Source organism: Bradyrhizobium monzae, from assembly GCF_021458635.1.
In the GTDB taxonomy this organism is placed as follows: domain Bacteria; phylum Pseudomonadota; class Alphaproteobacteria; order Rhizobiales; family Xanthobacteraceae; genus Bradyrhizobium.
This window is the reverse complement of sequence record NZ_JAIRDQ010000008.1, coordinates 259,165-284,338: the sequence shown is the minus strand read 5'-3', so window position 1 is coordinate 284,338 and position 25,174 is coordinate 259,165. Positions and strand designations below refer to the sequence as shown.

Here is a 25,174-nt window from a genome sequence, read left to right as displayed (position 1 = left end):
TCGTCGCGGACTTTGGTTTGTACTGGTTTCGCAGGGGGACCACGCAATGAACCAGTGCCTACGCTCGCTCGCGTGTGTCGTTGCCGTGGCCGCCTTGGCCCTCCTTCCCACCGAGCTGGCGGCGAAGAGCAGTCACAAATCAGCCGCGTCGAAGAAGACGCATGAGGCCAAGTCCGGCAGCAAGCAGCGGCATGCGGCAAGCGGCAAGCGCGGCAAACACGCCGAGGCCAAGCGCAGATCGAAGAAGCAGGACGACGAGCCCGCCGACAAGCCCGCATCGCCGCCGCTGACCGGTGACCTCGCCGCGCTCAGAGACGCCATCGATCTCGCGCGCAAGGGCAAGACCGATGACGCGACCGCGGCGCGCGACCGCATTGCCGATCCCGCCGGCCAAAAGCTCGCCGACTGGTTCATGCTGCGCCATTCCGAGAGCACGGCGAATTTCAAGCGCTACGCCGCCTTCCTTGCTGCCAATCCGGATTGGCCGAGCGCCGCGCTGTTGCGCCGCCGCGCCGAGGCGCGGCTGTGGCAGGAGAAGACGGACGCAGCGACCGTGCACGCCTTCACAATGGACCGGCCGACGAGCGCGAAGGGCAATTTCGCGCTCGCCCGCGTGCTGCTCGCCGAGGGGGACACTGACAGGGCCACGCGCCTCGTGCGTGAGGCCTGGCGCTCGGAGGAACTGTCCGAACGTAGCGAGGAGGATTCCTACGCAGCGTTCCGCGATCTCCTCAACGCTGACGATCATCGCGCTCGCATGGACAAGCGCCTTGGCGCCAAGGACTACGCTGGCGCAAGGCGCGCCGCAAAGCGGCTCGGCGGGGACTCGCTCGCGATCGTCAAGGCCTGCGCTGCGGTCAACGGCAAAGAGAACAAGGCCAAGGATTATCTCGACGACGTGCCGGCTGATGCACGCCGTGACCTCGGCTACGTGCTGTGCCGCGCGCAGTGGCACTTGCAGAAGGACCGCATCGACGATGCGGCCGAGGTGATCCTCGCTGCCGCACCCGACACCATGGCGGCGCAGGATACCGACGCCTGGTGGCGCGAGCGCCGCCTGCTGGCGCGAAAACTGCTCGACCAGGGCAAGTCCGGGACGGCCTACGACGTCGTGCGCGCGGCCGCGATGCCGACAATGGAAGTCTATCGCGTCGACTATCACTTCATGTGCGGCTGGATCGCGCTGCGCTATCTCGACGATCCCAGGACGGCAATGATGCACTTTGCGGCGATCGACGAAGGCTCGCCCAATCCGATCGCGCTGTCACGCGCCCATTACTGGCGCGGCCGTGCGGCGGAGGCGATGAATGCGACCGCCGACGCGCGCATGAGCTACCGGGCCGCCGCGCGCTATCCGACCGCCTATTACGGCCAGTTGGCCCGAGCACGGCTTGGCCTTGAGGGAATCGAGCTGCGCGCGCCCTCGCCCGTGCTGGCCGCAGCCGACACGCCGCTCACAGACGAGCGCGTGCGCGCCGCCGACATGCTGTACGGCATCGGCGAGCGCGACACGGTATATTACTACGCCGAGGATTTCGCCAAGGAGAGCACCGACGTGGCGGCGCTCGAAGCGCTCGGCGAGCTCGCCGGCCGGCGCAGCGACGCACGCGTCATGCTGGAGGTCGGCAAGTCGGCGCTCGCGCGAGGGCTGGCGCTCGACAATTACGCCTTCCCGACCATCGGCATTCCCGAACATAAGCAGGTCGCGCCCGCGATCGAGACCAGCGTGATCTATTCGGTCGCACGGACCGAAAGCTCGTTCAATCAGCGTGACAAGTCGGCAGCCAACGCCGTCGGACTGATGCAGGTGACGCCGGAAGCCGGCCGCGACACTGCAAAACGATTCGGGGTGACCTATGACTGGGACAGGATGGTCTCCGATCCCGTCTACAACACGCAGATGGGCGCCGCCGAGCTCAGCGCGCTGCTGTCGGAATATCGCGGCAACCAGATCATGACCTTCGCCGGCTACAATGCCGGCCGCGGCCGCGTGCGCGAATGGGTGCAGGCGCACGGCGACCCCAGAGATCCCAAGATTGATCCGGTCGACTGGGTCGAGCGCATCCCGCTGTCGGAAACACGCAACTACGTCCAGCGCGTGATGGAGAACGTGCTGGTCTACCGCGCGCGGTTCGAGGGCAGCGGCATGGTCGCGGGCAAGAGTGATCAGCGCGTGGTGACGCAAGAAATTGACGCAAAGGCACCCGTGGCAGCCGCAGCACCCGCTCCCTAATCGGCGCCGCCGGGGCTGGACGCGACGCTCGCATGGTTACGTTGCTGCGGCTTCCACGCGAGTGCGGTCGCGTAGCTAGGTGTCACCTCCTTCCGTCGCAATCAGGTCGCGGCCGTTCAAGTATGCGCCGGTCAAGGCTCTTGCGAAGGTCCAGATCTGGATCGTGCTGCTCCAGCACGAGACGGCCGTCAGGACCGCCAGCATCTCGATCATGTTGCGAGCGGCGGCCTCTATGTTCCCGGCAGCTGGCTCTGCAGGCAGCGGCCATTGCATCAACAGCGTGGCGAGTTCGCCTCGCCGGTAGCAATCGTAGTCACAGTAACGCTGCTGCGTCCGCACAGGCCGGACATAGCCGGAGCGGATCGCCCGCGAGCATGTGCTGCAGGTGGCCGCGCACAACGGAGGCTCGTGATTGACCAACACGAATTTCATGAAGCCGCCCTCACGCGATCTTTCGCCAGGGCCTCGCAGAACAATGCGTAGCACTGATGGTCGCAGTAGGACAGACGGGTCGCGATCTCGCGGAGGTAGCTGCCACTGATCGTCTCGCGGCACTGCATGCACCAGCTCTGCCGGAACGGGGTCCGGTCGTTCACCAGCACGAACGCGAATCTCATGTGGCACCTCCCAGGGCGAAGCAGTAAACGCTGTCCAACGGAGACAGTGCAGGCGGTGGAGCGCAAAGATGGTTTCGGCCGTCCGGATTATCCCTGTTTCGCTCCACTTTTTGCGGCGGGATCCGAATGTATCTCCCGTCCTCCCGGCGCCGCGCATAGATCTGGCCGTCGACGTACTTGATCTCGGTCGGGTAGCAGTCGGCGCTGTTTCAGCAACTGAGGCTCGGATTGTCCGGCATGTGCCAGGTCGAATAGAACTTTTCGTGCAGCTGCTGGTCCTCGGCTGGGTGCTGGCGATGAGCGGCCCCGCGTCCCGCCTCCTGCGCCTGGACCGTCGCGGCAGAGCAGAGGAGAACCATCGAGCACAAGAGCTTGCATGAGCGGTTCAACACACGTGCTCCCGGATCAGACCTTCGGAACGATCTCAGCTCTCCAAACTCGGCCTCACGCGAACTGAGCCCGGAACAGCCACAGGCGGTCGCGTTCACGGCGTGTGCGGAAGCGATCTACGCATTTGGTCGAGCAGAGCGCGGTGCGCCACGAATAGTAGCGGATCAGACCAAACCTGCCGCCACACAACGCACAGCCGTTGGCTGAAGAGCAATGTTCGGACTGGGACGGGCCGCGCTCGGGAAGTACGGATGCATCGCACATTGTTGTCTCCCTCTGTTGCTTGCGCTTTTGTCAGTTCGCTCTCTTCGACCTCTCGCGGGTCGTGAATTGCGGCGATCGCGGTTGCGGGTCGAGAATTGCAGCGGCCTCGGCCGTACGCTCAGACCGGTTCTTGTGCGCTCGCCGCGATTGGCCGTTCGACATTCCGATTGGTCGTGAGGGTAGTCCGCCGGGACCGAAGCGCTCAATTGTACGGAGGTAAATGACCGACATGACTAGGATTGGAGGAGCTATACCTAGGTTTGTCCGCCCGGGGCTCCCGCGCTCCTCATGCACAACGAGACGGCGCATGACGCTCCGGCTGCACGGCTGCCGTGAAGACTCCGCCGGCATGGCGCACTGACGCGCCGCGACGGCCAGAGCGGCGACGGTCAATTCAACGGCGAGCGTCATAACCCCAAATCGACTTCGGCCGGAATTGCTCCTCTCGCGGCAACGTGCTCTACTCGTGTTCACGCAGAGTGTGCCGGGAGCGTCTGCGATGAAGCCTGGCCGGGCAGCGACGTTCGGGAAGTCAGCCGCGCAATTCCTCGCCGGCTGCGTCAGGCAAACTGTCACCGTTAAGCCGCACATCGAGCCCGATGGCAGCTTGCTCGAGGCGGTCAAGCAGTGGCAGCAGGTCTTCGAGCACAATCCGGTCATGTACTTCATGGTCGATCCGGCCGGAACCGTGATCAACGTGAACACGTTCGGCGCCGCGCAACTGGGCTATACGGCCGCGGAGTTGATCGGCCGATCGGTGCTGGATGTCTTCCTGGAGGAAGACCGCGCCTTTGTCCGCGCGTGTGTTGCGCTGTGCCTCGAGACCGTCGATCAGTCCCACACCTGGGAGATCCGGAAGGTGCGCAAGGACGGCTCGGTGCTATGGGTGCGCGAGAACGCCAAGACCATGCTGCGGGCCGATGGCGGGCCCATCGTGTTGGTCGCCTGCGAGAACATCACCGAGCGCAAGGAAGCCGAGAATGCTCTGCGTGAGAGCGAGCAGCGCTTTCGCGACTATGCCGAAACCGCGTCCGACTGGTTCTGGGAGACCGGGCCGGACCACCGCGTGACCCTGATATCGGAACATTCCGATACCGTCGCCGCTCCCGCGGGCCTGATCGGGCTCACGCGTTGGGACATCGCTCCGGACGCAGATCTCGAACCCGAAAGATGGCGGCAACATCGGGCGGCGCTCGACGCCCACGTTCCATTCCGCGACCTGGTGTATCGCAGCAAGGACCGCAGCGGGCAGCCGATCTACGTCCGGACCAGCGGCAAGCCGTTCTTTGACGCCGAGGGCGCTTTTCTGGGTTATCGCGGCGTCTGCACCGACGTAACCGCGGCGATCCGGGCCGACCAGGCCGAAGACGCGCTGCGCAAGGCCCAAGTCGAGCTTGCCCATGTGACGCGCGTCACGACGCTGGGCGAGCTGACCGCTTCAATCGCCCATGAAATCAATCAGCCGCTCGCCGCAGTGATCGCAAACGCCGATGCCTGCCTCACCTGGTTGCAACGCAGTCCGCCCGATTTCAAAGCGGCCCGCCGCTCCGTGGAGTGGATCATCGAGGACGGCACGCGCGCCAGCGACGTGATCCGTCGCGTTCGGGCGCTCGCCAAGCGGTCCGACATCGAGATGGTTCCGCTCGACGCCAACGTGGTCGTGCGCGAGGCCGTCGCACTCGTTCAGCGCGAGATGGCCAGCCACGCCGTGTCGGTGCGAATGGAGCTGTCGTCAGCGCTGCCCAAGATCTTTGGCGATCGAATCCAATTGCAACAGGTCCTGATCAACCTGATCAAGAACGGCATCGAGGCCATGGACGGCGTCCACGATCGCCCCCGCGAACTGGCCATCCGCTCAGAAGCGGATGACGACGAGGCGGTGCTAGTGAGCGTCACCGACTGCGGCGCCGGCATCTGTGAACAGGCGATAGACCGCCTGTTCACGCCGTTCTTTACAACGAAGTCCTCCGGCATGGGCATGGGGCTGTCGATCTGTCGCTCCATCATCGAGGTTCACGGCGGACGACTTTCCGCCGTACCGAACCAGGGGCGCGGCGCGACCTTTCAGATCACCCTGCCCCGCCATCGAGAGGAAACATCGTGACCGAACGCGCGGAGCCCTCGCCGCTGCGGGAGGACGGCAATCAGCCAGTCGTCTTCATCGTCGACGACGACGTGTCCATGCGCCGTGCGCTCACCAATCTGTTCGAGTCGGTCGGCCTCAAGGTCGAGGCGTTCGGCTCGGCCTCGCAGCTCCTCCAGGCCAAGCCGCCGGAAGTCCCCAGTTGCCTGGTGCTCGACATCCGCCTGCCCGGCGCCAGCGGTCTTGACCTGCAGTCCGATCTCGCCAAGGCGAATATTCACACGCCTATTATCTTCATTACCGGTCATGCCGACATTCCCATGACCGTTCGGGCCATGAAAGGCGGCGCGATCGATTTCCTGACCAAGCCGGTCCGCGACCAGGACATCCTGGACGCAGTCCAGGCCGCGATCGAGCGAGACCGCAAGCACCGCGACCTCAACAGGACGGTCTCGACCGTCAGATCACGCTTCGAGTCACTGTCCTCGCGGGAGCGAGACGTATTGTCACTGGTGACGTCCGGCCTGATGAACAAGCAAGTCGCCGCCCAGCTCGGATTGGCGGAAATCACCGTCAAAATCTATCGCGGCCAGATCATGCGGAAAATGGGCGCGAAGTCGCTGGCCGATCTGGTGAGAATGAGCGAGGCACTCGGAATTCGACCCGACAAGCCCGACGTACAAACCTAAGTATGAGTTTCCAATAGTGACTGGCAGGTCCACCTTGCGTTCAGCCGTGGCGACGGCAAGCGCGTAATCCCGGGCGAGGAGTGGACGTCTTGCCAGTGCCTTCCGTTTCGGTGCTTGACGATGATCCTTACGTGCGGGCCGCGATCAACAATCTGCTGGAATCCCGCGGATACATCGTCCACGCATTCGCCTCCGCCGAGGAGTTTTTGAGGTCGACCGCTTCGACCGACACCTCATGCGTGATCGCCGACGTGCAGATGCCGATGATGACCGGAATCGATCTGCTGACGCAGATGCGTACGCAGGGTTCGGCTACGCCGTTCATCTTCATCACGGCCTTCCCGGATGAGAGCGTGCGTGCGCGCGCGCTCAAAGCCGGGGCGATCTGTTTTCTCGGTAAGCCGTTCGCCGCCACGGATTTGGTGCAATGCCTGGACCTGGCGCTTGCGGAAGGCAACGAAACCAGGGGATGATTTCCTGGCGGCGTGCCGCGAAGCGTGCGCCGTCAATCCACCTTGATGTTCGCCGCCTTGATGATCGGCCACCACTTTGCGATCTCGGCTTTCTGCCGCGCGCCGAGCGCTTCCGGCGTGAGTTGATCCTTGGGCGTCATCTCCAGGCCCTGGCTTTCGAGCTGCTTCTTCACGCCGGGATCGTTCAGCGCCTCCACGGCGGCCGCATTGAGCTTGGTGACGATCTCCTTCGGTGTGCCCTTCGGCACCCACAGGCCCGACCACAGCGTCATGTTGAAGCCTTTCAGGCCCGCTTCGTCCGCGGTCGGGATGCCGGGCGCCGAAGCAAGACGTTTGTCGTCGGTGATGGCGTAGGCGCGGATCGTGCCGGCGCGGACCTGGTTGATGGAGTTGGAGGTCTGGTCGACGATGAGGTCGATCTGACCGGCGATCAGATCGTTCAGCGCGGGCGCGGTGCCGCGATACGGCACGTATTGCAGCTTGACGCCGGAGACGCTCTCGAAATAGACGCCGGCGATGTGGCTGCCGGAGCCTGCGCCCGCAGTGCCGGCGGTCGGCGGCGACGGCCGCGATTTCAGCCATTCCAGCAGCTCCTTCAGCGAGGTCGCGGGCACCGCGTTCTTGCTGACCACGATCATCGGGTTGCTCGGCAGCAGCACCACCGGCTCGAGATCGGCCACGAGATCGTAATTGAGCTTGTAGACGGCGCCATTGGCGACGTGGGTGCCGAGATGGCCGAAGGAGATGGTGTAGCCGTCCGGCGGCGAGTGCACGGCGCGCCCGACCCCGATCGAGCCACCCGCTCCGGTGACGTTCTCGATCACGAAGGGCTGGCCGAGCGAGACCCGCATCCGTTCGGCGAGCACGCGCGCCATCGCATCCGACGGGCCGCCGGCCGCAAAGGGAACAATGATGGTGATGGGGTGCGACGGATAATCGTCGGCGCGCGCGCTGCCTGCGAGAGCGAGAATGCCGATCAGCCCGGCCCAGACGGCCTTTTTCATTGTGTTCTCCCCGACGGTGTCGTTTTTGTTTTTATCGCTTCCCGCGTACGGGAAGAGAGATCGTTCGTGAAGAGACGAAATGACGCGCTAGAGCGCGACGATCGCGCTCTAGCTTCTTTGTTTAAGCATGATCTTGTCGGAAAACCGCGGCACACTTTTCCGGATCATGCTTTAGAACTGCGCGTAGTCGATCGGCTTGTGACGATCGAGCGTGCGGGTGACCGGCGGCAGCGGGTATTTCAGGCCGGTGGCGCAGTTGAACAGCATCACGCGGTCACCCTTCGAGACGCGGCCGTCAGCCAGGCTGTCCTTGTAGGCGGCGTAGGTCGCAGCGCCCTCGGGGCACAGCAACAGCCCCTCCTCGCGCGCCACTTCGTTGAGCGCCGCCGAGATCTTGTCGTCGTCGACCGCGATCGCGAATCCCTTGCTTTCGCGCACCGCGCGCAAAATCAGGAAGTCGCCGATCGCCTGTGGCACGCGGATGCCGGATGCGATGGTGTGGGCGTCCTCCCAGCGCGTGGCGTGCTCGGTGCCGGCGTCATAGGCGCGCACCATCGGCGCGCAACCTGAGGCCTGCACCGCGACCATGCGCGGACGTTTTGAGCCGATGAAGCCAATCTTCTCCAGCTCGTCGAACGCCTTCCACATGCCGATCAGGCCGGTGCCGCCGCCGGTCGGATAGAAGATCACATCGGGCACGCCCCAGTTGAGTTGCTCGGCAAGCTCGAGGCCCATCGTCTTCTTGCCCTCGATGCGGTACGGCTCCTTCAAGGTCGAAGTGTCGAACCAGCCGACCTTGGCCTTGCCTTCACCGACGATCTTGCCGCAATCGTCGATATAGCCGTTGACGCGGTAGACGGTCGCGCCCTGCAGCTCGATCTCGCTGACGTTCACTTCGGGCGTATCGGCCGGGCAGAAGATCGTGGTCTTGATCCCGCATGAGGTCGCATACGCAGCGAGCGCCGCGCCGGCATTGCCGTTGGTCGGCATCGCCATGTGCTTGATGCCGAGCGCCTTGCCCATCGACACCGCCATCACGAGGCCGCGCGCCTTGAACGAGCCGGTCGGCAACCGTCCCTCGTCCTTCACGATGATCTCGCCGCCGCCGAGCTTCTTGCCGAGCTTGGGCAGCCGGATCAGGGGCGTCGTGACTTCGCCGAGCGAGACGATGTCCTTGCATTTGCGCACCGGCAGCAGCTCGCGATAGCGCCACATGTCGGCGGGGCGCTGTGCGAGCGCATCCTTGGTCAGCGCCTTCTTCACGCCGGCAAGGTCGTAGCGCACCAGCAGTGGCTTGCCGGCCTTGGAGAGATTGTGGACCTGGTCCGCCGCGTAGTGGTCGCCTTCCATCGCGCATTCGAGATGGGTGACGAAAGTCGGGCGTTCGATGGTCAAGTTGTCGTTGTCGTGCATGGGGTGATTTCCTTCTTATTTTGCAATCGGCTCTCTCTGCTCGTCATTGCGAGCGCAGCGAAGCAATCCAGAATCTTTCCGCAGAGGCAGTCTGGATTGCTTCGCTTCGCTCGCAATGACGACGGCTGTCAGATATTCAACACCCGTCCATACGCATCCAGCACGGCTTCCTTCATCATCTCCGACAGGGTCGGATGCGGGAACACCGTGTGCATCAGCTCTTCTTCCGTGGTCTCCAGATTCATGGCGACGACGTAGCCCTGGATCAGCTCGGTCACTTCAGCGCCAACCATGTGGGCGCCGAGCAGCTGGCCGGTCTTCTTGTCGAAGATCACCTTGACCAGGCCCTGGTCCTCGCCGAGCGCGATCGCCTTGCCGTTGCCGACGAAGGGGAAGCGGCCGACGCGGATCTCGCGGCCGTTCTCCTTGGCCTTGGCTTCGGTGAGGCCGACGGAGGCCACTTGCGGGTGGCAATAGGTGCAGCCCGGGATCAGGTTCTTGTCCATGGGATGCGGATGCAGGCCCTTGATCGCCTCGACGCAGATCACGCCCTCGTGCTCGGCCTTGTGCGCGAGCATCGGGGGGCCGGCGACGTCGCCGATGGCGTAGATGCCGGGAATGTTGGTCTTGCCGTAGCCGTCGATCACGATGCAGCCGCGGTCGGTTTTGACGCCGAGCTTCTCGAGGCCGAGATTCTCGATGTTGCCGACGACGCCGACGGCCGAGATCACCCGCTCGTACTCGGTGGTGACGGGCTTGCCCTTGCCGTCGTCGATGGTGGCGACGACGCTGTCGGCCTTCTTTTCCAGCTTCGTGACCTTGGTCGAGGACATGATCTTGATGCCCTGCTTCTCGAGGCGCTTGCGGGCGAGGCCCGCGATCTCGGCGTCTTCGACAGGGAGGATCTGCGGCAGCACCTCGACGACGGTAACGTCGGAGCCCATGGTGTGGAAGAACGAGGCGAACTCGATGCCGATCGCGCCGGAGCCGACCACCAGCAGCGACTTCGGCATCTTCTCCGGCACCATCGCCTCGAAATAGGTCCAGATCAGCTTCTTGTCGGGCTCGAGCCCGGGCAGCACGCGCGGCCGCGCGCCGGTCGCGACAATGATGTGTTTTGCTTGATAGCTCCCCTCGCCAAGCGTCCCCTTGGGACCTTCGACGTCGGACTTCTTCACGGTGACCTTGCCGGGCGCGTCGATCGAGGCCGCGCCCCAGATCACGCTCACCTTGTTCTTCTTCATCAGGAAGCCGACGCCGTCGTTGAGCCGCTTCGAGACCCCGCGCGAGCGCTGCACCACGGCCTTCGGATCGAACGAGACGTTGTCCGCCGACAGGCCGTAATCCTTGGCGTGCTGCATGTAGTGGTAAATTTCGGCCGAGCGCAGCAGCGCCTTGGTCGGGATGCAGCCCCAGTTCAGGCAGATGCCGCCGAGATAGGATTTCTCGACGATCGCGACCTTGAAGCCGAGCTGAGCGGCCCGGATCGCCGTGACATAGCCGCCGGGACCGGAGCCGATGATGATGACGTCGAAGGATGTGTCGGCCATTGCGGCTCCCATTCAACTGAACTTCTTAGGGTGGGCAAAGCGAAGCGTGCCCACCGCCTTCCAACGCTAAGAAAAGGTGGGCACGGCGCGGTTTGCGCCTTTGCCAACCCTACGTATTCACCGTCTGCGGCTCAGACCATCATCATGACGGGGTTTTCGATCAGCTGCTTGAAGGCGCCGATCAGCTCCGCACCGAGCGCGCCGTCGATGGCGCGGTGATCGCAGGACAGCGTCACGCTCATCATATGCGCGATCTCGATCTTGCCGGCGCGCACGACGGGCCGCTCCTCGCTGGTGCCGACCGCCAGAATCGTCGCATGCGGCGGATTGATCACCGCCGTGAAATGGCTGATGCCGTACATGCCGAGATTGGAGACGGCCGTGGTGCCGCCCTGGTATTCCTCGGGCTTCAGCTTGCGCGAGCGGGCGCGCGCGGCAAAATCCTTCATCTCGTTGGAGATGGTGGAGAGCGTCTTGGTCTCGGCCTTGCGGATGATCGGCGTGATCAGGCCGCCCGGCATCGCCACGGCAACGCCGACGTCGGAGTGGTGGTGCTTGACCATGCCGCTTTCGGTCCAGCTGACATTGCAGTTCGGGATCTTCTGCAGCGCCACCGCCATCGCCTTGATGACGAAGTCGTTGACCGAGATCTTGTAGAGCGGCTTCTTCTCCTTGTCCTTCGGCGCGGCCGCATTGATCTCCTCGCGCGCGGCGAGCAGCTTGCCGATGTCGCAGTCGATGGTCAGGTAGAAGTGCGGGACGTTCTGGATCGACGCGGTCAGGCGCTGCGCGATGGTGCGGCGCATGCCGTCATGCGGCACGATCTCGTAGGAGCCCGGCTCGAACAGCGACAGGATCTGCTTGTCCGACATGGTCGGTGCGATCGAGGGCGCGCCAGCGGACGGCGCGGCGGGCGCCTTGAGGCCCTTGCCTGATTTGGCCTGCTCGACGTCCCGCGCGACCACGCGGCCATGCGGGCCGGTGCCGGTGACCATGCCGACATCGATGCCGGCTTCCTTGGCGATGCGGCGCGCCAGCGGCGATGAGAACACGCGGCCGCCATGGCCGTTGCTCTGCGCAGCGGCCGCAGCGGCCTGCGGTGCAGGAGCGGCTGCGGGTGGTGCAGCCTTGGGAGCGGCCGGCGCGGGAGCCGGCGCCGCAGCGGCTTTCGGCGGCGCGCCCGAAGCGCTGGGCTTGGCGGCACCTGCGGCCTTCACGTCCTCGCCTTCGCCGGCGAGCACCGCGATCACGTCATTGACCGGCACGTCCTGCGTGCCCTCGGGCACGAGGATCCTGGCGATCGTGCCCTCGTCGATGGCCTCGACCTCCATGGTGGCCTTGTCGGTCTCGATCTCGGCGATGACATCGCCGGATTTGACCTTGTCGCCTTCCTTCTTCAGCCACTTGGCGAGGTTGCCCTTCTCCATCGTCGGCGAAAGAGCGGGCATCAGGATGTTGATGGGCATGCTGACCTCACGAAGAACTTCTCAAAGATTCGTCCCCGGGAGCGAGGACGAACAGACCAGGTTTAGTTACCGATGTCGCCTTGCCACAGACGTTCATTGGCGGGGATGGAGCGCCAATTCTTCATCATGGTGATGGAGCGGTCGTCGGCAAGGTCGAGCCAGGGGATCCCGAACTTGTCGAGAATATCCTTGGAGCCCTCGAAGGTGACGGATTCGCCGATCACCACCAGTTTGACCTTGAACAAAGCGAGCGCGCCGGCACACATCGAGCATGGCGACAGCGTGGTGTACATGACTGTGTCGTGGAACGAGATCGCGCCGGCTTCGCGCAGGCAGCTCATCTCGCCGTGCAGGATGACGTTGTTCTCCTGCACGCGGTTGTTGTGACCTCGCGCGATGATCTTGTTGTCGCGCGTCAGCACGGCACCGATCGGCAGGCCGCCTTGCGCGATCGAGTCCTGCGCCTCGCGGATCGCCTCCAGCATGAAATCGAAATGGTAGGCTTCGACTGCCACGGTCAGTGTCCCTTCCCGCGCGGCGTCGTGGTGCCGGTGTCGGTGGGACGCTCGATCTCGGCCTGGAACATCTCCAGGATCCGGTTCAAGGCGTCCTCCTCGGTATACTCGCTCTCGCGCGAATAGGCGCGCGCGGCGTGACGGGCGAGATCGACCAGCAGCAGGCCCCACATGTCGGGCTCTTCGAAGGCGCGCTGGAACGCCATCGACAGCCCGCCGTCCAGCACGAACACGCGCAGGATCTCGACCGCGTCGTCGCGGGCGAGGACGTCGGGTGGCAATGGCTGCTCCTTCGGGCCCGCCATGGTCTACCTGTAGCAGACGGCTTTGGCCGCCTCGACCACTTCGGCCACCGTCGGCAGCGCGAGCTTCTCTAGGTTCGCGGCATAGGGCATCGGCACGTCCTTGCCGGAGACGCGCGCAACCGGCGCATCCAGATAGTCGAACGCGTTTTCCATGATGCGCGCGGCGATTTCGGCGCCGACGCCGCTCTGGGCCCAGCCCTCTTCCACCGTGACGGCACGGCCGGTCTTCTTGACCGAGTTGATGATGGTCTCGGTGTCCATCGGCCGCAGCGTGCGCAGATCGATCACTTCGGCCTCGATGCCGTCCTTTGCAAGCTCGTCGGCAGCCTTCAGCGCATAGGTCATGCCGTTCGACCAGGAGATGATGCTGACATGGCTGCCGGCGCGCACGATGCGCGCCTTGCCGATCGGAATCACGAAGTCGTCGAGCTTCGGCACCTCACCAGTATGGCCGTAGAGCACCTCGTTCTCGAGGAAGATCACCGGATTGGGATCGCGGATCGCAGCCTTGAGCAGGCCCTTGTAGTCGGCGGCCGAGAACGGCGCGACGACCTTGAGGCCCGGGACGCTTGAATACCAGGCGGAGTAATCCTGGCTGTGCTGGGCGGCAACGCGCGCAGCCGCGCCATTGGGCCCGCGGAACACAATCGAGCAACCCATCTGGCCGCCGGACATATAGAGCGTCTTGGCCGCGGAGTTGATGATCTGGTCCATCGCCTGCATGGCGAAATTGAAGGTCATGAACTCGACGATCGGCTTCAACCCGGCCATCGCGGCGCCGACGCCGACGCCGGCAAAGCCGTGCTCGGTGATCGGCGTGTCGATCACGCGCTTGGCGCCGAACTCCTGGAGCAGTCCCTGCGTGACCTTGTAGGCACCCTGATATTCGGCGACCTCTTCACCCATCACGAAGACGTCGGCGTCGCGGCGCATCTCTTCGGCCATGGCGTCGCGCAGCGCTTCGCGGATGGTCTGGGTGATCATCTCGGTGCCGGCGGGCACTTCCGGATCTGGCTCGGCGACAGCCTGCGGCGCCGGCGCAGCCTTGGGTACGGGTGCCTCGGCCTTTGCGGCGGGCGGAGCGGACTCCGCGGCCTTCTCCTGCTTGGCCGGCGCGGGCGCCTTGGCGAGATCGGCCGCAGTCTCGCCATCGGCAAGAATGGTCGCGATCGGCGTGTTCACGGCAACGTCGGCAGTGCCCTCGGGGATCAGGATCTTGCCGAGCGTACCCTCATCGGTCGCTTCGACCTCCATGGTGGCCTTGTCGGTCTCGATCTCGGCGATCACGTCGCCGGACTTGATCGTCTCGCCCTCTTTTTTCAGCCATTTGGCGAGGTTGCCCTTTTCCATCGTGGGCGACAACGCGGGCATCAGCACTTGAATTGGCATATCGACTCCAAAGAAAGCTTGCGCGCGTTCAGCGATAAATGTCGGTCCAGAGCTCGGCGGCATCCGGCTCGGGATCATGCTGGGCGAAGTCGGCGGACGCGTTGACGATATCGCGCACCTCGGCGTCGATCGCCTTCAAATCCTGCTCGCTGACCTTGGCGGCCAGCAGGCGGTTGCGTACCTGCTCGATCGGATCCTGATCGTGGCGGACCTTCTCGACCTCCTCGCGCGTTCGGTACTTTGCGGGATCCGACATGGAGTGGCCGCGGTAGCGGTAGGTCTGCATTTCCAGGATCATCGGCCCCTTGCCGGCGCGGCACCAGGCCACCGCCTCGTCGCCGGCGGCCTTCACCGCGCGGACGTCCATGCCGTCGACCTGCTGGCCGGGAATGTTGAAAGAAGCGCCGCGCTTGGAGAAATCCTGCTGCGCCGAGGCGCGCGACACGGAGGTACCCATGGCGTAGCGATTGTTCTCGATGACGTAGATCACCGGCAGCTTCCAGAGCTCCGCCATGTTGAAGCTCTCGTAGACCTGGCCCTGGTTGGCCGCGCCGTCGCCGAAATAGGCGACGCTGACATTGTCATTGCCGCGATAGTTGTTGGCAAAAGCCAGACCTGTGCCGAGCGAGACCTGCGCCGCGACGATGCCGTGGCCGCCGTAAAAGTGCTTCTCCTTGCTGAACATGTGCATGGAGCCGCCCTTGCCCTTGGAATAGCCGCCGCGGCGGCCCGTGAGCTCGGCCATCACGCCGTTGGCTTCCATGCCGGTCGCGAGCATGTGACCGTGGTCGCGATAGCCGGTGATGACCTGGTCGCCCTGCTTCAGGGCCATCTGCATGCCGACCACGACGGCTTCCTGGCCGATATAGAGATGGCAAAAGCCGCCGATGGCGCCCATGCCGTAGAGCTGGCCGGCCTTTTCCTCGAATCGCCGGATCAGGAGCATGTCGCGGAGCGCCTTCAGCTCCTGCTCCCTGGTGAATTCCGGGGGCGAACCGCCGTTGGTCTTGTCTTGTGGGCTGCTTGCGGCGGCTTTCTTGGGGGCGGCCATGAGAATTCCGGGTCAGAGAAAACTAAGCCCTCTCTAACCCAACTCAATCGCGTGCGAAAGCACCGCAGCGGCATGGCACGACTTTCATTATGCCGCACTGCAACGTGGCCGAAACTTTGCAAAACCTTTAGGCTTGATCAGGCAACATTTGGCTCACGCGACGCTCACCTCACCAGCCAAGCTCACGCAGATACGCTGCGCGGGCGGCAACGCCGGTATGCGTGAAATCGGTGAAGACCCCATCGACGCCGAGACGGAAGAATTTGAGATATTCCTGGGCCGGATCGGCGTGATAGTCGGCGGCCAGATATTTCTTCTCGTTGCGGAACGTGAAGACGTGCACGAACAGGCCGAGCTTATGCGCGTTGGCAATCAGGTTCGTTGCATCCTGCGTCGAAGCCTCAGGCGTCGAGCCCTTGTAGGGCGTGCCGTCGGCATTGGTATCCTTCCACTGCGCGATCTTCAGTGGAACGATATAAGCCTTCCACGGACCGATGCCGTCGGCATAGGTCTTGATCTCGGCGAGGCCCGCAGGGGTCAGCATCGCATCGTACAGGCGCGCATCGCCCGCCACCGTCCAGTCGAACGGACGGGAATTGGTGATGTTGTTGAGCAGGACCTTGCCGTTCCTGAGGTCGATGCCGTTGCCGTCGACGAGCTGGACCTGCCGCGTCTCGAGGCCATGGCTGCGCATATATTTCAGGCTGCCGGGCTCGAAACTCTGGACCAGGATCGGCGCGTCCTTGGTGTTGAGGCCGTTGTCCTTGATGATCTTGATCAGGGCATCCTCGAGCGGATGGCTGCCGGGCGCACCGCAGCCATTGGCGATGGCCTGAGCGTTATTCCAGGTCGGGTTCTTGGTTTCCGGGTAGACCAGGATGGTCCGCCCGCTCTCCTTGCTCTTGGTCTTGGCGATGTCGAGGATGTCCTGGAAGCTCATGACTGCGAATTTGCCGTTGAACACCTTCGGCCGTTCGTTGGCCGCATCATAGGTGGTGCCGCCGATCCACTCCTTCAGCTCGGCCATGGTGAAATCGGTGATCGACCAGTCGTTGGTGTGATCCTCACCGTCGACGATCAGTGACTTCAGCACCGATTTGGGATCGGCCGGATCGGTGAGATCGACGAGGTAGTCGACGGGCGTGCCAGCGGCAGCCGGCGCCTTGACGCGCACGCCGGGCACCGTGCGCTTGCGGGCCGCGACCGCCGCATTGGTCTTCGCCACCTGGGCCACGTTGGTGTTGTCCGCGAGCCAGGGGTTGTGACGCGCGACCAGCACGCAGTCCTTGGTGAGGTGCAGGTCCTCTTCAAGCGCGTCGGTCCCGAGCGCCGCGGCGAGGTCGTACGAGGCCTCGGTCTCTTCGGGCACGAGGCCAGGCACGCCGCGATGGCCGAGGATCAGCGGCGCCTTTCCGTCGACGGTCAGGAAACTCTTGGCACCGGCCGGCGCGGCCGTTTGTGCGCACGCCATCGACAGCGGCAGGGACGCCGCGCTGAACAGCATCGCAACACGCAGTGTCCGTCGGCAACGATTGTTCATCATGCCAAGCCTCCATCTTCACGGCATCGCATCAATGCCGGGGCTTGCCGTCTTGTCTCAAGACTCTGACAGGCAGATGACGGTGGCAGGCGGAGGATTCAGTTCTGCGGGATCATCCGAACGAGATCGTGCGGATTGACATAGTCGAGCTGGAACCGGGCCCGCTCGTCCAGCATGTCGGGGTCGATCTTCTCGGTGCGCAAGAGCGACACGCGCTGCTCGCTCCGGGCGCGCTCGCGCTTGAGCTGGGCGAGCTCGCTGGTCAGCGCGATGATCTCCTGGTCGAGCTCCTGGCGGGCATTGAGGCCATACTTGCCGGTATAGGCGTTGACCCCGAAATAGCCGACAATGGCGGCCGCCATCGCATAGAGGGCAAGGCCGGTCAGGACCGATTTGAGGCGCGCGCGGGAGACCATTTTGGCAATGATGGGCCAGCTTGGTTAAGGGAGTGCTAACCGCCCCTGCCCCAGGCACCCTATCTCCACGCGTCATGCCCGGGCTTGTCCCGGGCATCCACGTTCTTAGTCACCGCAGCCAACACGTGGATGGCCGGGACAAGCCCGGCCATGACGGAGAGCCTCAGCCGTGATGCTTCGCCACGTGCGCCGCGAAGGCGTCCACATAGGCCTGGAGCACGGGCTTGAGCGACTCCTTGACCAGATTGCCCTCGGCATCAAAAGCGTCGCCGACGGCGTTCAGGTAGATCTCGGGCTGCTGCAGGATCGGGCCCGCAATGCCCGGCAGGATGTTCTGCAGCGTCTTGGCGGCGCTGACGCCACCGAGCGGGCCCGGCGAGTTGGAGATGATGCCGACCGGCTTGCCGTTGAACGAGCTCTTGCCATAGGGCCGCGAGGCGACGTCGATGGCGTTCTTCAGCACGCCCGGGATGGCGCGATTGTATTCCGGCGTGACGAAGATGATGCCGTCGGACTTCTGCAACTTCTCGCGGAAGGCCAGCCAGTCGGCGGGCGGTGCGCCCTCGAGGTCCTGGTTGAAGAAGGAGATACCCTCGAGCGTGACGACCTCGAGCTTGAGGGATGCCGGCGCGAGCTTTGTAAGCGCCTTGGCGATCTTCAGCGAGAAGCTGTCCTTGCGCAGGCTGCCGGCGATCACGACGATGTTGTAGGCCATCAGATTATCCTTGGGTTGTCCTTGAAACCTTGGGGGAAGTGCCGGCGGCACTTAAGCCATCCCGCCCGATGGATGCAAGTGCATGAACCGGTCCGGTTTGGAAACGCTGCGTTTCTGGAAAGCAGATGGTCGAGCCTGCCCACTATGCCACGATACCCCTGTTTTGCCCGACGGAGCAACTTTTATTCGGTATCTCCGAAATAAAAAATCTCATGCGACCCCTACTGTGCATGGGGTTGTTTTCGGCCTTTTTGTTTGGGCACACCCAACCGCCGGTCCAAAACAATCAGGCCGCCAAGAGGCGGCCTGTCTCCCGCTTCGCTCAGAAGGCTAAACCTGTTTTGGTTGACCTGCCCTCGCAGATCACGAAGGCTTATTCGGATTGATGAGGAATTTTTCGCCTGTGGCGCGTTTGGCGTACACCGCGATGTTGGCGGGATCGAGCGCCTCCTGCAGCGACACCACCTTGGTGTAGTGGCTGGCAAACGTCGTCTTCAATTCGCTCACGACGCGCTGACGCAGACGTCCGATATCGGCAGGTCCGATCTTCTGCAGGAACGGGGTCAAGAGCCAGCCGCCGACGCCCCAGGCCATGCCGAAGCCGCGCGGCAGTTCGATCGGGCGGATATCTAGCGCGCCATAGACATAGACCTGCTTGTGCACGTTGGAACCGTAACGGCTGTATTCCTTCGCGGTCTTGTTGATCGCGATTTCCATGCAGTTGAGGATGTCGCCGGCGAGCTTGCCGCCGCCGATGGCATCGAAGGCGATGGTCGCGCCGGTCTCAACCAGCGCATTGGTGAGATCGTCGAGGAAGCTCGGTGCGCTGGAATCGACGACGTGCTTGGCGCCGATCTTCTTCAGGATCTCCGCCTGCTCCTTGCTGCGCACGATGTTGACGAGCCCGATGCCGTCCTTGATGCAGATCTTGTTCAGCATCTGGCCGAGATTGGAGGCTGCCGCCGTGTGCACTAGCGCCTTGTGGCCCTCGCGCCGCATCGTCTCGGTCATGCCGAGCGCAGTGAGCGGATTGACGAACCAGGACGCGCCCTCCGCCGCCGTCGTGCCTTCGGGCAGCGGCTGGCAGTCTCGCGCCTTCAGGGTCCGGTACTGCGCGTACATCGCGCCGCCGATCATCGCGACCGTCTTGCCCATCAGCGCCTTCGCAGCATCCGACGAGCCGGTCTTGATGACGATTCCGGCGCCCTCGTTGCCGACCGGCAGGGATTGGTCGAGCCGCGCTCCCATGGCGCGCATCGCACCGTCAGGCACCTTCGCAGTGATGACGGGCGCCTCTTTCGTACCGGACGCCTTGGCCGTGCTCATGTCGGCGGCGCCGACGAGCAGGCCGAGGTCGGACGGGTTGATCGGCGCCGCCTCGATGCGGACGACGACCTCGTCGTCCGCAGGCTCGGGGGTCGCCACGTCCAGCAGCAGGATCTCGAGCTCTCCGCTTGTCTTGATCAGCGAACGCAGTTGCAGTCCGGTCTTGCCGTCGCTCATGTCGATCCTCCCCTGTGCTTGTTCAAGCGCTGGCTTATGCCAGCGCCTTCAGTGCCGCCTTGCCGCCATAGAGCGCCTGCTTGCCGAGCTGCTGCTCGATGCGGAGGAGCTGGTTGTATTTGGCGGTGCGATCGGAACGTGCAAGGGAGCCGGTCTTGATCTGACCGCAATTGGTGGCGACCGCGAGGTCGGCGATGGTGGAATCCTCGGTCTCGCCGGAACGATGCGACATCACCGAGGTGTAGCCGGCCTTGTGCGCCATCTCGACGGCGGCGAGCGTCTCGGTCAGCGTGCCGATCTGGTTGACCTTGATCAGGATCGAATTGGCGCGGCCGGCCTTGATGCCTTCGGCGAGGCGCTTGACGTTGGTGACGAAGAGGTCGTCGCCGACGAGCTGGCACTTGTTGCCGATGAGATCGGTGATCTCCTTCCAGCCGTCCATGTCGTCTTCCGACATGCCGTCCTCGATGGTGACGATCGGATAGCGGCCGACGAGGTCGGCGAGATACTTCGCCTGCTCGGAGATCGTGCGGGTCTTGCCCTCGCCTTCATAGACGTACTTGCCGTCCCTGAAGAACTCGGTCGAGGCGCAGTCGAGGCCGATCACGATGTCGCTGCCCGCCTTGTAGCCGGCCTTGCCGATCGCGTTCATGACGAACTCCAGAGCAGCGTCGGCCGACGGCAGGTTCGGGGCGAAGCCGCCCTCGTCGCCGACATTGGTGTTGTGGCCGGCCTTCTTCAGCTCCGACTTCAGCGTGTGGAACACTTCAGCGCCGTAGCGCAGCCCCTCGGCGAAGGAGGACGCGCCGACCGGGAGGATCATGAATTCCTGGAAGTCGATCGGGTTGTCGGCGTGCACGCCGCCATTGATGATGTTCATCATCGGCACCGGCAGCAGCCGCGCCGAGGTACCGCCGACGTAACGATAGAGCGGCATGTCGAGCGAGTTCGCGGCCGCCTTGGCGCATGCGAGCGACACGCCGAGGATGGCGTTGGCGCCGAGCCGGCTCTTGTTCGGCGTGCCGTCGAGATCGATCATGATCTGGTCGATCTGGGCCTGCTGCTCGACATCGAGGCCGCTCAGGGCCTCAAAGATCTCGCCATTGACGGCGCCGACCGCCTTGGTGACGCCCTTGCCGAGATAGCGGGCCTTGTCGCCGTCGCGCAGCTCGACCGCTTCATGGGCGCCGGTGGAGGCGCCGGAGGGCACCGCGGCGCGGCCGAGCGCGCCATCTTCCAGCACGACGTCGACCTCGACGGTGGGGTTGCCGCGGCTATCGAGGATTTCGCGTCCGATGATGTCGATGATGGCGGTCATGGGGGCCTCTTTCCGGGGAAACAAAGGGGGCAGTTGGCGGTGCTTCTACCGCAATGCATCGAAGCGGAAAAGGCCGGGTGACGGCCGCGCCACGATTGGCTAAGACGGCCGCTCGGAGGCGGCCTCATGTCGAAAAAACCTAGCAAATCGAACAACTCACCTTCTTTGCAGCTCGGCCGCGCCGTGGAATGGCCGGATGCGCCCGAGAAGGCCAAGCTCGACCGCGTACCCAATCCGCAAGCCGGCACCGATTATCTGGTCCGTTTCACGGTGCCGGAATTCACCTCGCTCTGCCCGGTGACCGGCCAGCCCGATTTCGCCTATCTGATGATCGACTACGCGCCCGGCCAATGGCTGCTGGAGTCGAAATCGCTCAAACTCTACATCGCAAGCTTCCGCAACCACGGCGCCTTCCACGAGGATTGCACCGTGATGATCGGCAAGCGCATTGCTTCCGAGATCAAGCCGAAATTCTTGCGCATCGGCGGTTATTGGTACCCGCGCGGCGGCATCCCGATCGACGTGTTCTGGCAGACCGGCCGCGTGCCGAAGGGCCTGTGGGTCCCCGAGCAAGGCGTCGCGCCCTATCGCGGCCGGGGTTAGTTGGAGGCCAATGACGATGACATCGATATCTGCATCTGCGAAATTCCGCGGCGTTGCCGTCGGCCTTCTCAGCGTCCTGTGGTTCACCGGCGCGTCTCACGCTGCCGAAGTCCGGGTGATGATCTCCGGCGGATTGACGGCGGCCTATCACGCGCTCGTGCCGGAATTCGAGAAAGCCACCGGCAACAAGGTGCTGACCGCCTACGGGCCGTCGATGGGCACCACCACCAATGCGATTCCGGTCCGGCTCGAGCGCGGTGAACCGGCGGACGTGCTGATCATGGTGGGCTACGCGCTCACGGATCTCGTCAACAAGGGCAAGGTCGTGGCCGGCAGCCAGGTCGACCTGACGCGGTCGCCGATCGGAGTCGCCGTGAAGTCCGGCGCGCCGAAGCCGGACATCAGTTCGGTCGACGCGGTCAAGCGCGCGCTGCTGGCGGCGAAGACGATCGCCTATTCCGACAGTGCCAGTGGCGTCTACGTCTCGACCGAGATGTTCGACAAGCTCGGCATCACTGAGGCCATGAAGGACAAGGCGCGCAAGATCCCGGCTACTCCAGTCGGCGAGATCGTCGCGCATGGCGAGGCCGAGCTCGGATTCCAGCAGATCAGCGAATTGAAGCCCGTGAAGGGCATCGACATCGTAGGGCCCCTGCCGAAGGAAATTCAGCAGATCACGATCTTCTCGGCCGGCATCGCGACCGTCTCGAAAGAGCAAGAGGCCGGGCGCGCCTTGATCAAGTTCCTCGCCTCCCCCGCGGCGCGCGACGCGATCATCGCGAGCGGCATGGAGCCGATCCCGGCTGACGGAGCGAAATAGCTATGGCACGACCAGGACCGGAACGCTTCCGTTGACGAGAACCTCGGATGTCTGACTTCCCAGAAACAGTTTTCTGAGGCCGCGACGCCCATGAGAGGACATGACGATCAAGTCGCAGCCTCTGGACTTCGCCGTCTCGACAATCGCGGTGGCCGGGTGCGCATTCGGAACGTGTAACAATTCCACCGACGCCCCGCTCCGCTCGGCCATGGCACGAGCTTGGTCGAGCACTTTGCCGGCCCGCTGCCTGCAGGCTTCGTCAAAACTATCGATCTCTGCCTGCGTCGGGATCCATCCCGAATCGTGTCCGCCGCCAAAATCGATCGGCAGTGCTTCCGTCACGGTGACGATTGTCGCCTTGGCATTCAAGGCTTTTGCCAGAGCAATTCCATGCTCGACGCCTTTTCTCGCGACATCCGAACCATCGGTGCTCATGAGGATATTGGCGTACATTCGTTGGCTCCCTTGCTTCTTGCCCCGCAAGTGATGCCCAAGACTATGGCCCGATCCTCCCCCCCGGTCTATCCGCTTTTATTTCAATTTCAAGATCTCGGCCCGAAGCTGATCATGGCGTCCTTGAACACCTGCAACGCTACAGCCATGCGGCCGATCTCGTCGTTGCGGTCGAGGCCCGGCACGTAGCTGGCGAAATCATGATCGGCAAAGCGCCGCCTCGCACGCCGACCTCAGGCGCGCGCGTCGGACGGTGCCCGGGGCCTGAGCAGCGCGGCGCAGGCAAGGCCCAGCAGCACCATCAGCACGGCACTCGCGACCAGGGTCGGCGCCTTCCCGGTGTGCGCAAGCCCGAACCCGTAGGCGAGCGGACCGACCGTCTGACCCATGAAGAAAAAGAACGAGTGCAGCGACATCGCTGTTGCCCGCGCCTCGACCGACAGCTCGCTGGCGAACACCTGCAGGCAGCCATGGATCATGTAGAAGCCCCAGCCCATCAGCAGCATGATGGCGAATTGGACCTTCCAGCCGGGACCAACGGAGAGCGCGGCGAGTTGGAGGGCGACGAGGCTCGCGCCTGCGATCATCATGCCCTTGACGCCCAGCCGCGGCAGGAAGCGGGAGACCGTGAACGTATAGAACAGCCCACCAACCGCGAAACCCGCAATCACGATGCCCGCGATCGACAGCGAGGTCTCGCCGAGATCGAACAGCAAGGCGGCGATGAAGGGAAACAGGCCGAACACGCAGCAGCCCTCGACGAACACGGCCGAATAGCAATAGCGCGCGTTGGGATTGGCGAGGATGGTGCGATAGCCCTGCCGCAGCGTCTTCAGATCGCTCTTCGGCGGTGCCGTCAGGGCTGCGCCGCGAAAGCCCGCCGCGACCGCGACGGCCGCGATCAGCCCGAGCGCGCCGATGATCACGAGCACGCCGCGCCAGCCGACGAGATCGCCGATGATGCCCGAGGCGGTCGCGCCGAGCAGATTGCCGGTCATCGAACCCGCCAGCGTGCGCCCGATCGCCACCTGTCGCTTCGCCGGCGCCACCAGGTCGGCGGTGAGGCCGAGCGCAACCGGGAACACGCCCCCCGAGGCGATGCCCGCGAGCATGCGGCTCGCGAACAGGCCCGAGAAGGAGGTCGAGAGCGCACCCAGAATGCAGGCGACGCCGAGCAGCGCCAGGCACAACGTCATCAGCCGCGCCTTGCCGAACAAATCGGCGGCCGCGCCGACGATCGGCTGGATCAGCGCGTAGATCAGGGCATAGCCGGCCGCGATGCTCGCGGCGGTCGTGATGCTGATCGAAAATTCCTCCGCGACATGCGGCAGCACCGGGTCGAGCGCCCGCGTCGACAACGCCGCCGAGAAGCTCGCGAGCGCGATGATGTTGATCGCAGGCGGAAACTTCTGGTCGGGCAACGGCCTGGCCACGGGCTCGTGCATCAGTGCGCTTGGCCCTTGGCGATCGTATCGAACGCCATCAGCGTGCGGATCAGTCCTTCGAACTGATGCAGCGGCACCATGTTCGGCCCGTCGGACGGCGCATGATCCGGATCCGGATGGGTTTCGATGAATACGCCGGCGACGCCGACAGCCACGGCCGCGCGCGCCAGCACCGGCACGAATTCGCGCTCGCCGCCAGAGGAAGCGCCCTTCCCGCCCGGTTGCTGCACCGAATGGGTCGCGTCGAAAATCACCGGCGCACCGGTCGCGCGGGCCATGATCGGCAGCGAACGCATGTCGGAGACCAGCGTGTTGTAGCCGAACGAGGCGCCGCGCTCGGTGACGAGCACGTTGGGATTGTTAGCGCTGGTGATCTTGGCGACGACATTCGTCATGTCCCAGGGCGCGAGGAATTGCCCCTTCTTGACGTTGACGACCTTGCCGGTTGCGGCCGCAGCCAGCAGCAGATCAGTCTGCCGGCACAGGAAGGCCGGGATCTGCAGGACGTCGACGGCCTGCGCGACCTCGGCGCATTGTGAGGCGTCATGCACGTCGGTCAGCACGGGCAGACCGAGCGATGACCGGATCTCGGCAAAGATCGGCAGCGACTGCGCCAAGCCGAGGCCGCGCTCCGCCGAGGCACTGGTGCGGTTGGCTTTGTCGAAGGAGGTCTTGTAGACGAGGCCTATCTTCAGCCGCGTGGCGATCTCCTTCAGCGCGGAGGCGACCTCCAGCGCATGTTGACGGCTTTCGAGCTGGCACGGCCCGGCAATGATCGAGATCGGCAAATTGTTGCCGAATTTGACCGTGCCAACGCTGACGACCGGGGCCGCAGATGATGAAGAGCTCAAGGCCAATACCCTCGTTTCGCCGCGACCATAGCGGTGATGAGGGGCCGATCAACCCGATTCGGCCCGGG

The 25,174-nt window shown here is 64.1% G+C and carries 24 protein-coding genes; 6 read left to right on the top strand and 18 right to left on the bottom strand.

What is annotated here, in order from left to right:
• Positions 1 to 46 precede the first annotated feature (46 nt).
• On the top strand, positions 47 to 2,233 hold the full coding sequence (locus K3F49_RS27525; RefSeq protein WP_234684041.1) for a lytic transglycosylase domain-containing protein: 2,187 nt from the start codon (positions 47 to 49) through the stop codon (positions 2,231 to 2,233).
• Between the two features lie 75 nt (positions 2,234 to 2,308).
• On the opposite strand, the gene K3F49_RS27520 is transcribed toward K3F49_RS27525, so the two are convergent.
• Positions 2,309 to 2,665 carry a hypothetical protein gene (locus tag K3F49_RS27520; RefSeq protein WP_234684040.1) on the bottom strand — a complete coding sequence of 119 codons (357 nt, stop codon included), beginning with the start codon at positions 2,663 to 2,665 and terminating at the stop codon, positions 2,309 to 2,311.
• Positions 2,662 to 2,850 (bottom strand): hypothetical protein, encoded by a 189-nt coding sequence (locus K3F49_RS27515; RefSeq protein ID WP_234684039.1) that lies wholly within the window; start codon positions 2,848 to 2,850, stop codon positions 2,662 to 2,664. The genes K3F49_RS27520 and K3F49_RS27515 overlap by 4 nt, the downstream gene beginning before the upstream one ends.
• Positions 2,851 to 4,003: 1,153 nt before the next feature.
• On the opposite strand from K3F49_RS27515, the gene K3F49_RS27510 reads away from it, so the two are divergent.
• The 3 genes from K3F49_RS27510 (at position 4,004) to K3F49_RS27500 (ending at position 6,749) form a co-directional block, all read left to right on the top strand.
• Positions 4,004 to 5,608, top strand: a complete 1,605-nt coding sequence (locus K3F49_RS27510; RefSeq protein ID WP_234684038.1) for a PAS domain-containing sensor histidine kinase — start codon at positions 4,004 to 4,006, stop codon at positions 5,606 to 5,608.
• Positions 5,605 to 6,276, top strand: a complete 672-nt coding sequence (locus tag K3F49_RS27505; protein WP_234684037.1) for a response regulator transcription factor — start codon at positions 5,605 to 5,607, stop codon at positions 6,274 to 6,276. The genes K3F49_RS27510 and K3F49_RS27505 overlap by 4 nt, the downstream gene beginning before the upstream one ends.
• A gap of 89 nt (positions 6,277 to 6,365) precedes the next feature.
• Positions 6,366 to 6,749: a response regulator transcription factor gene (locus K3F49_RS27500; protein WP_234684036.1), complete on the top strand. Its 384-nt coding sequence runs from the start codon at positions 6,366 to 6,368 to the stop codon at positions 6,747 to 6,749.
• Positions 6,750 to 6,781: 32 nt separating this feature from the next.
• Here K3F49_RS27500 and K3F49_RS27495 read toward each other — a convergent pair whose 3' ends face one another.
• The 13 genes from K3F49_RS27495 to eno all read right to left on the bottom strand — a co-directional run bounded on the left by K3F49_RS27495 (position 6,782) and on the right by eno (position 20,934).
• Positions 6,782 to 7,753, bottom strand: coding sequence for a tripartite tricarboxylate transporter substrate binding protein BugD (locus K3F49_RS27495; RefSeq protein WP_234684035.1), 972 nt, complete (start codon positions 7,751 to 7,753; stop codon positions 6,782 to 6,784).
• Positions 7,754 to 7,924: 171 nt separating this feature from the next.
• Positions 7,925 to 9,166, bottom strand: a complete 1,242-nt coding sequence (locus tag K3F49_RS27490) for a threonine synthase (RefSeq protein ID WP_234684034.1) — start codon at positions 9,164 to 9,166, stop codon at positions 7,925 to 7,927.
• Between the two features lie 128 nt (positions 9,167 to 9,294).
• Entirely contained in the window at positions 9,295 to 10,716 is a 1,422-nt protein-coding gene (lpdA, locus tag K3F49_RS27485) for a dihydrolipoyl dehydrogenase (RefSeq protein ID WP_234684033.1), read from the bottom strand.
• A 131-nt stretch (positions 10,717 to 10,847) separates the two neighbouring features.
• Entirely contained in the window at positions 10,848 to 12,182 is a 1,335-nt protein-coding gene (locus K3F49_RS27480; RefSeq protein WP_234684032.1) for a pyruvate dehydrogenase complex dihydrolipoamide acetyltransferase, read from the bottom strand.
• Positions 12,183 to 12,244: 62 nt separating this feature from the next.
• A complete protein-coding gene (locus tag K3F49_RS27475) occupies positions 12,245 to 12,697 on the bottom strand; it encodes a nucleoside deaminase (RefSeq protein ID WP_234684031.1) in 453 nt (150 codons plus the stop codon).
• A 2-nt stretch (positions 12,698 to 12,699) separates the two neighbouring features.
• A complete protein-coding gene (locus tag K3F49_RS27470; protein WP_200467631.1) occupies positions 12,700 to 13,002 on the bottom strand; it encodes a DUF5076 domain-containing protein in 303 nt (100 codons plus the stop codon).
• A gap of 3 nt (positions 13,003 to 13,005) precedes the next feature.
• Positions 13,006 to 14,391, bottom strand: a complete 1,386-nt coding sequence (locus K3F49_RS27465) for a pyruvate dehydrogenase complex E1 component subunit beta (protein ID WP_234684030.1) — start codon at positions 14,389 to 14,391, stop codon at positions 13,006 to 13,008.
• 28 nt (positions 14,392 to 14,419) lie between these two features.
• Positions 14,420 to 15,442 (bottom strand): pyruvate dehydrogenase (acetyl-transferring) E1 component subunit alpha, encoded by a 1,023-nt coding sequence (pdhA, locus tag K3F49_RS27460; protein ID WP_234684029.1) that lies wholly within the window; start codon positions 15,440 to 15,442, stop codon positions 14,420 to 14,422.
• Positions 15,443 to 15,611: 169 nt separating this feature from the next.
• Positions 15,612 to 16,985 carry a glycerophosphodiester phosphodiesterase family protein gene (locus K3F49_RS27455; protein ID WP_234684028.1) on the bottom strand — a complete coding sequence of 458 codons (1,374 nt, stop codon included), beginning with the start codon at positions 16,983 to 16,985 and terminating at the stop codon, positions 15,612 to 15,614.
• Between the two features lie 95 nt (positions 16,986 to 17,080).
• A complete protein-coding gene (locus tag K3F49_RS27450) occupies positions 17,081 to 17,398 on the bottom strand; it encodes an FtsB family cell division protein (protein WP_148753737.1) in 318 nt (105 codons plus the stop codon).
• Between the two features lie 163 nt (positions 17,399 to 17,561).
• Entirely contained in the window at positions 17,562 to 18,113 is a 552-nt protein-coding gene (locus tag K3F49_RS27445) for an NADPH-dependent FMN reductase (RefSeq protein WP_234684027.1), read from the bottom strand.
• 363 nt (positions 18,114 to 18,476) lie between these two features.
• Positions 18,477 to 19,616 (bottom strand): zinc-binding dehydrogenase, encoded by a 1,140-nt coding sequence (locus tag K3F49_RS27440; protein WP_234684026.1) that lies wholly within the window; start codon positions 19,614 to 19,616, stop codon positions 18,477 to 18,479.
• 34 nt (positions 19,617 to 19,650) lie between these two features.
• The gene (eno, locus tag K3F49_RS27435; protein ID WP_234684025.1) at positions 19,651 to 20,934 is read right to left on the bottom strand and encodes a phosphopyruvate hydratase; all 1,284 of its coding nucleotides are present in this window, start codon (positions 20,932 to 20,934) and stop codon (positions 19,651 to 19,653) included.
• Between the two features lie 126 nt (positions 20,935 to 21,060).
• Here eno and queF point away from each other — a divergent pair, with 126 nt between their 5' ends.
• Positions 21,061 to 21,537, top strand: coding sequence for a preQ(1) synthase (gene queF / locus K3F49_RS27430; RefSeq protein ID WP_234684024.1), 477 nt, complete (start codon positions 21,061 to 21,063; stop codon positions 21,535 to 21,537).
• A 16-nt stretch (positions 21,538 to 21,553) separates the two neighbouring features.
• Positions 21,554 to 22,357, top strand: a complete 804-nt coding sequence (locus K3F49_RS27425; RefSeq protein ID WP_452101126.1) for a substrate-binding domain-containing protein — start codon at positions 21,554 to 21,556, stop codon at positions 22,355 to 22,357.
• On the opposite strand, the gene K3F49_RS27420 is transcribed toward K3F49_RS27425, so the two are convergent.
• The 3 genes from K3F49_RS27420 to kdsA form a co-directional block, all read right to left on the bottom strand.
• Positions 22,358 to 22,810, bottom strand: a complete 453-nt coding sequence (locus K3F49_RS27420) for a universal stress protein (protein WP_234684022.1) — start codon at positions 22,808 to 22,810, stop codon at positions 22,358 to 22,360.
• Between the two features lie 233 nt (positions 22,811 to 23,043).
• Positions 23,044 to 24,255, bottom strand: a complete 1,212-nt coding sequence (locus tag K3F49_RS27415; RefSeq protein WP_234684021.1) for an MFS transporter — start codon at positions 24,253 to 24,255, stop codon at positions 23,044 to 23,046.
• Entirely contained in the window at positions 24,255 to 25,106 is an 852-nt protein-coding gene (kdsA, locus tag K3F49_RS27410) for a 3-deoxy-8-phosphooctulonate synthase (RefSeq protein WP_234684020.1), read from the bottom strand. Before kdsA ends, K3F49_RS27415 begins: the two co-directional genes overlap by 1 nt.
• Between the last annotated feature and the right edge of the window lie 68 nt (positions 25,107 to 25,174).

Excerpts from the sequence above, each read along its gene's own strand:
- K3F49_RS27450 (WP_148753737.1), bottom strand. The coding sequence starts at position 17,398 with ATGGTCTCCCGCGCGCGCCTCAAATCGGTCCTGACCGGCCTTGCCCTC.
- K3F49_RS27440 (WP_234684026.1), bottom strand. The coding sequence starts at position 19,616 with ATGAGCGACGGCAAGACCGGACTGCAACTGCGTTCGCTGATCAAGACA.
- K3F49_RS27455 (WP_234684028.1), bottom strand. The coding sequence starts at position 16,985 with ATGATGAACAATCGTTGCCGACGGACACTGCGTGTTGCGATGCTGTTC.
- K3F49_RS27495 (WP_234684035.1), bottom strand. The coding sequence starts at position 7,753 with ATGAAAAAGGCCGTCTGGGCCGGGCTGATCGGCATTCTCGCTCTCGCA.
- lpdA (WP_234684033.1), bottom strand. The coding sequence starts at position 10,716 with ATGGCCGACACATCCTTCGACGTCATCATCATCGGCTCCGGTCCCGGC.
- pdhA (WP_234684029.1), bottom strand. The coding sequence starts at position 15,442 with ATGGCCGCCCCCAAGAAAGCCGCCGCAAGCAGCCCACAAGACAAGACC.
- K3F49_RS27515 (WP_234684039.1), bottom strand. The coding sequence starts at position 2,850 with ATGAGATTCGCGTTCGTGCTGGTGAACGACCGGACCCCGTTCCGGCAG.
- K3F49_RS27465 (WP_234684030.1), bottom strand. The coding sequence starts at position 14,391 with ATGCCAATTCAAGTGCTGATGCCCGCGTTGTCGCCCACGATGGAAAAG.
- K3F49_RS27425 (WP_452101126.1), top strand. The coding sequence starts at position 21,554 with ATGACATCGATATCTGCATCTGCGAAATTCCGCGGCGTTGCCGTCGGC.
- K3F49_RS27480 (WP_234684032.1), bottom strand. The coding sequence starts at position 12,182 with ATGCCCATCAACATCCTGATGCCCGCTCTTTCGCCGACGATGGAGAAG.
- queF (WP_234684024.1), top strand. The coding sequence starts at position 21,061 with ATGTCGAAAAAACCTAGCAAATCGAACAACTCACCTTCTTTGCAGCTC.
- K3F49_RS27520 (WP_234684040.1), bottom strand. The coding sequence starts at position 2,665 with ATGAAATTCGTGTTGGTCAATCACGAGCCTCCGTTGTGCGCGGCCACC.
- K3F49_RS27510 (WP_234684038.1), top strand. The coding sequence starts at position 4,004 with ATGAAGCCTGGCCGGGCAGCGACGTTCGGGAAGTCAGCCGCGCAATTC.
- K3F49_RS27470 (WP_200467631.1), bottom strand. The coding sequence starts at position 13,002 with ATGGCGGGCCCGAAGGAGCAGCCATTGCCACCCGACGTCCTCGCCCGC.
- K3F49_RS27420 (WP_234684022.1), bottom strand. The coding sequence starts at position 22,810 with ATGTACGCCAATATCCTCATGAGCACCGATGGTTCGGATGTCGCGAGA.
- K3F49_RS27490 (WP_234684034.1), bottom strand. The coding sequence starts at position 9,166 with ATGCACGACAACGACAACTTGACCATCGAACGCCCGACTTTCGTCACC.
- K3F49_RS27525 (WP_234684041.1), top strand. The coding sequence starts at position 47 with ATGAACCAGTGCCTACGCTCGCTCGCGTGTGTCGTTGCCGTGGCCGCC.
- K3F49_RS27445 (WP_234684027.1), bottom strand. The coding sequence starts at position 18,113 with ATGGCCTACAACATCGTCGTGATCGCCGGCAGCCTGCGCAAGGACAGC.
- K3F49_RS27415 (WP_234684021.1), bottom strand. The coding sequence starts at position 24,255 with ATGCACGAGCCCGTGGCCAGGCCGTTGCCCGACCAGAAGTTTCCGCCT.
- eno (WP_234684025.1), bottom strand. The coding sequence starts at position 20,934 with ATGACCGCCATCATCGACATCATCGGACGCGAAATCCTCGATAGCCGC.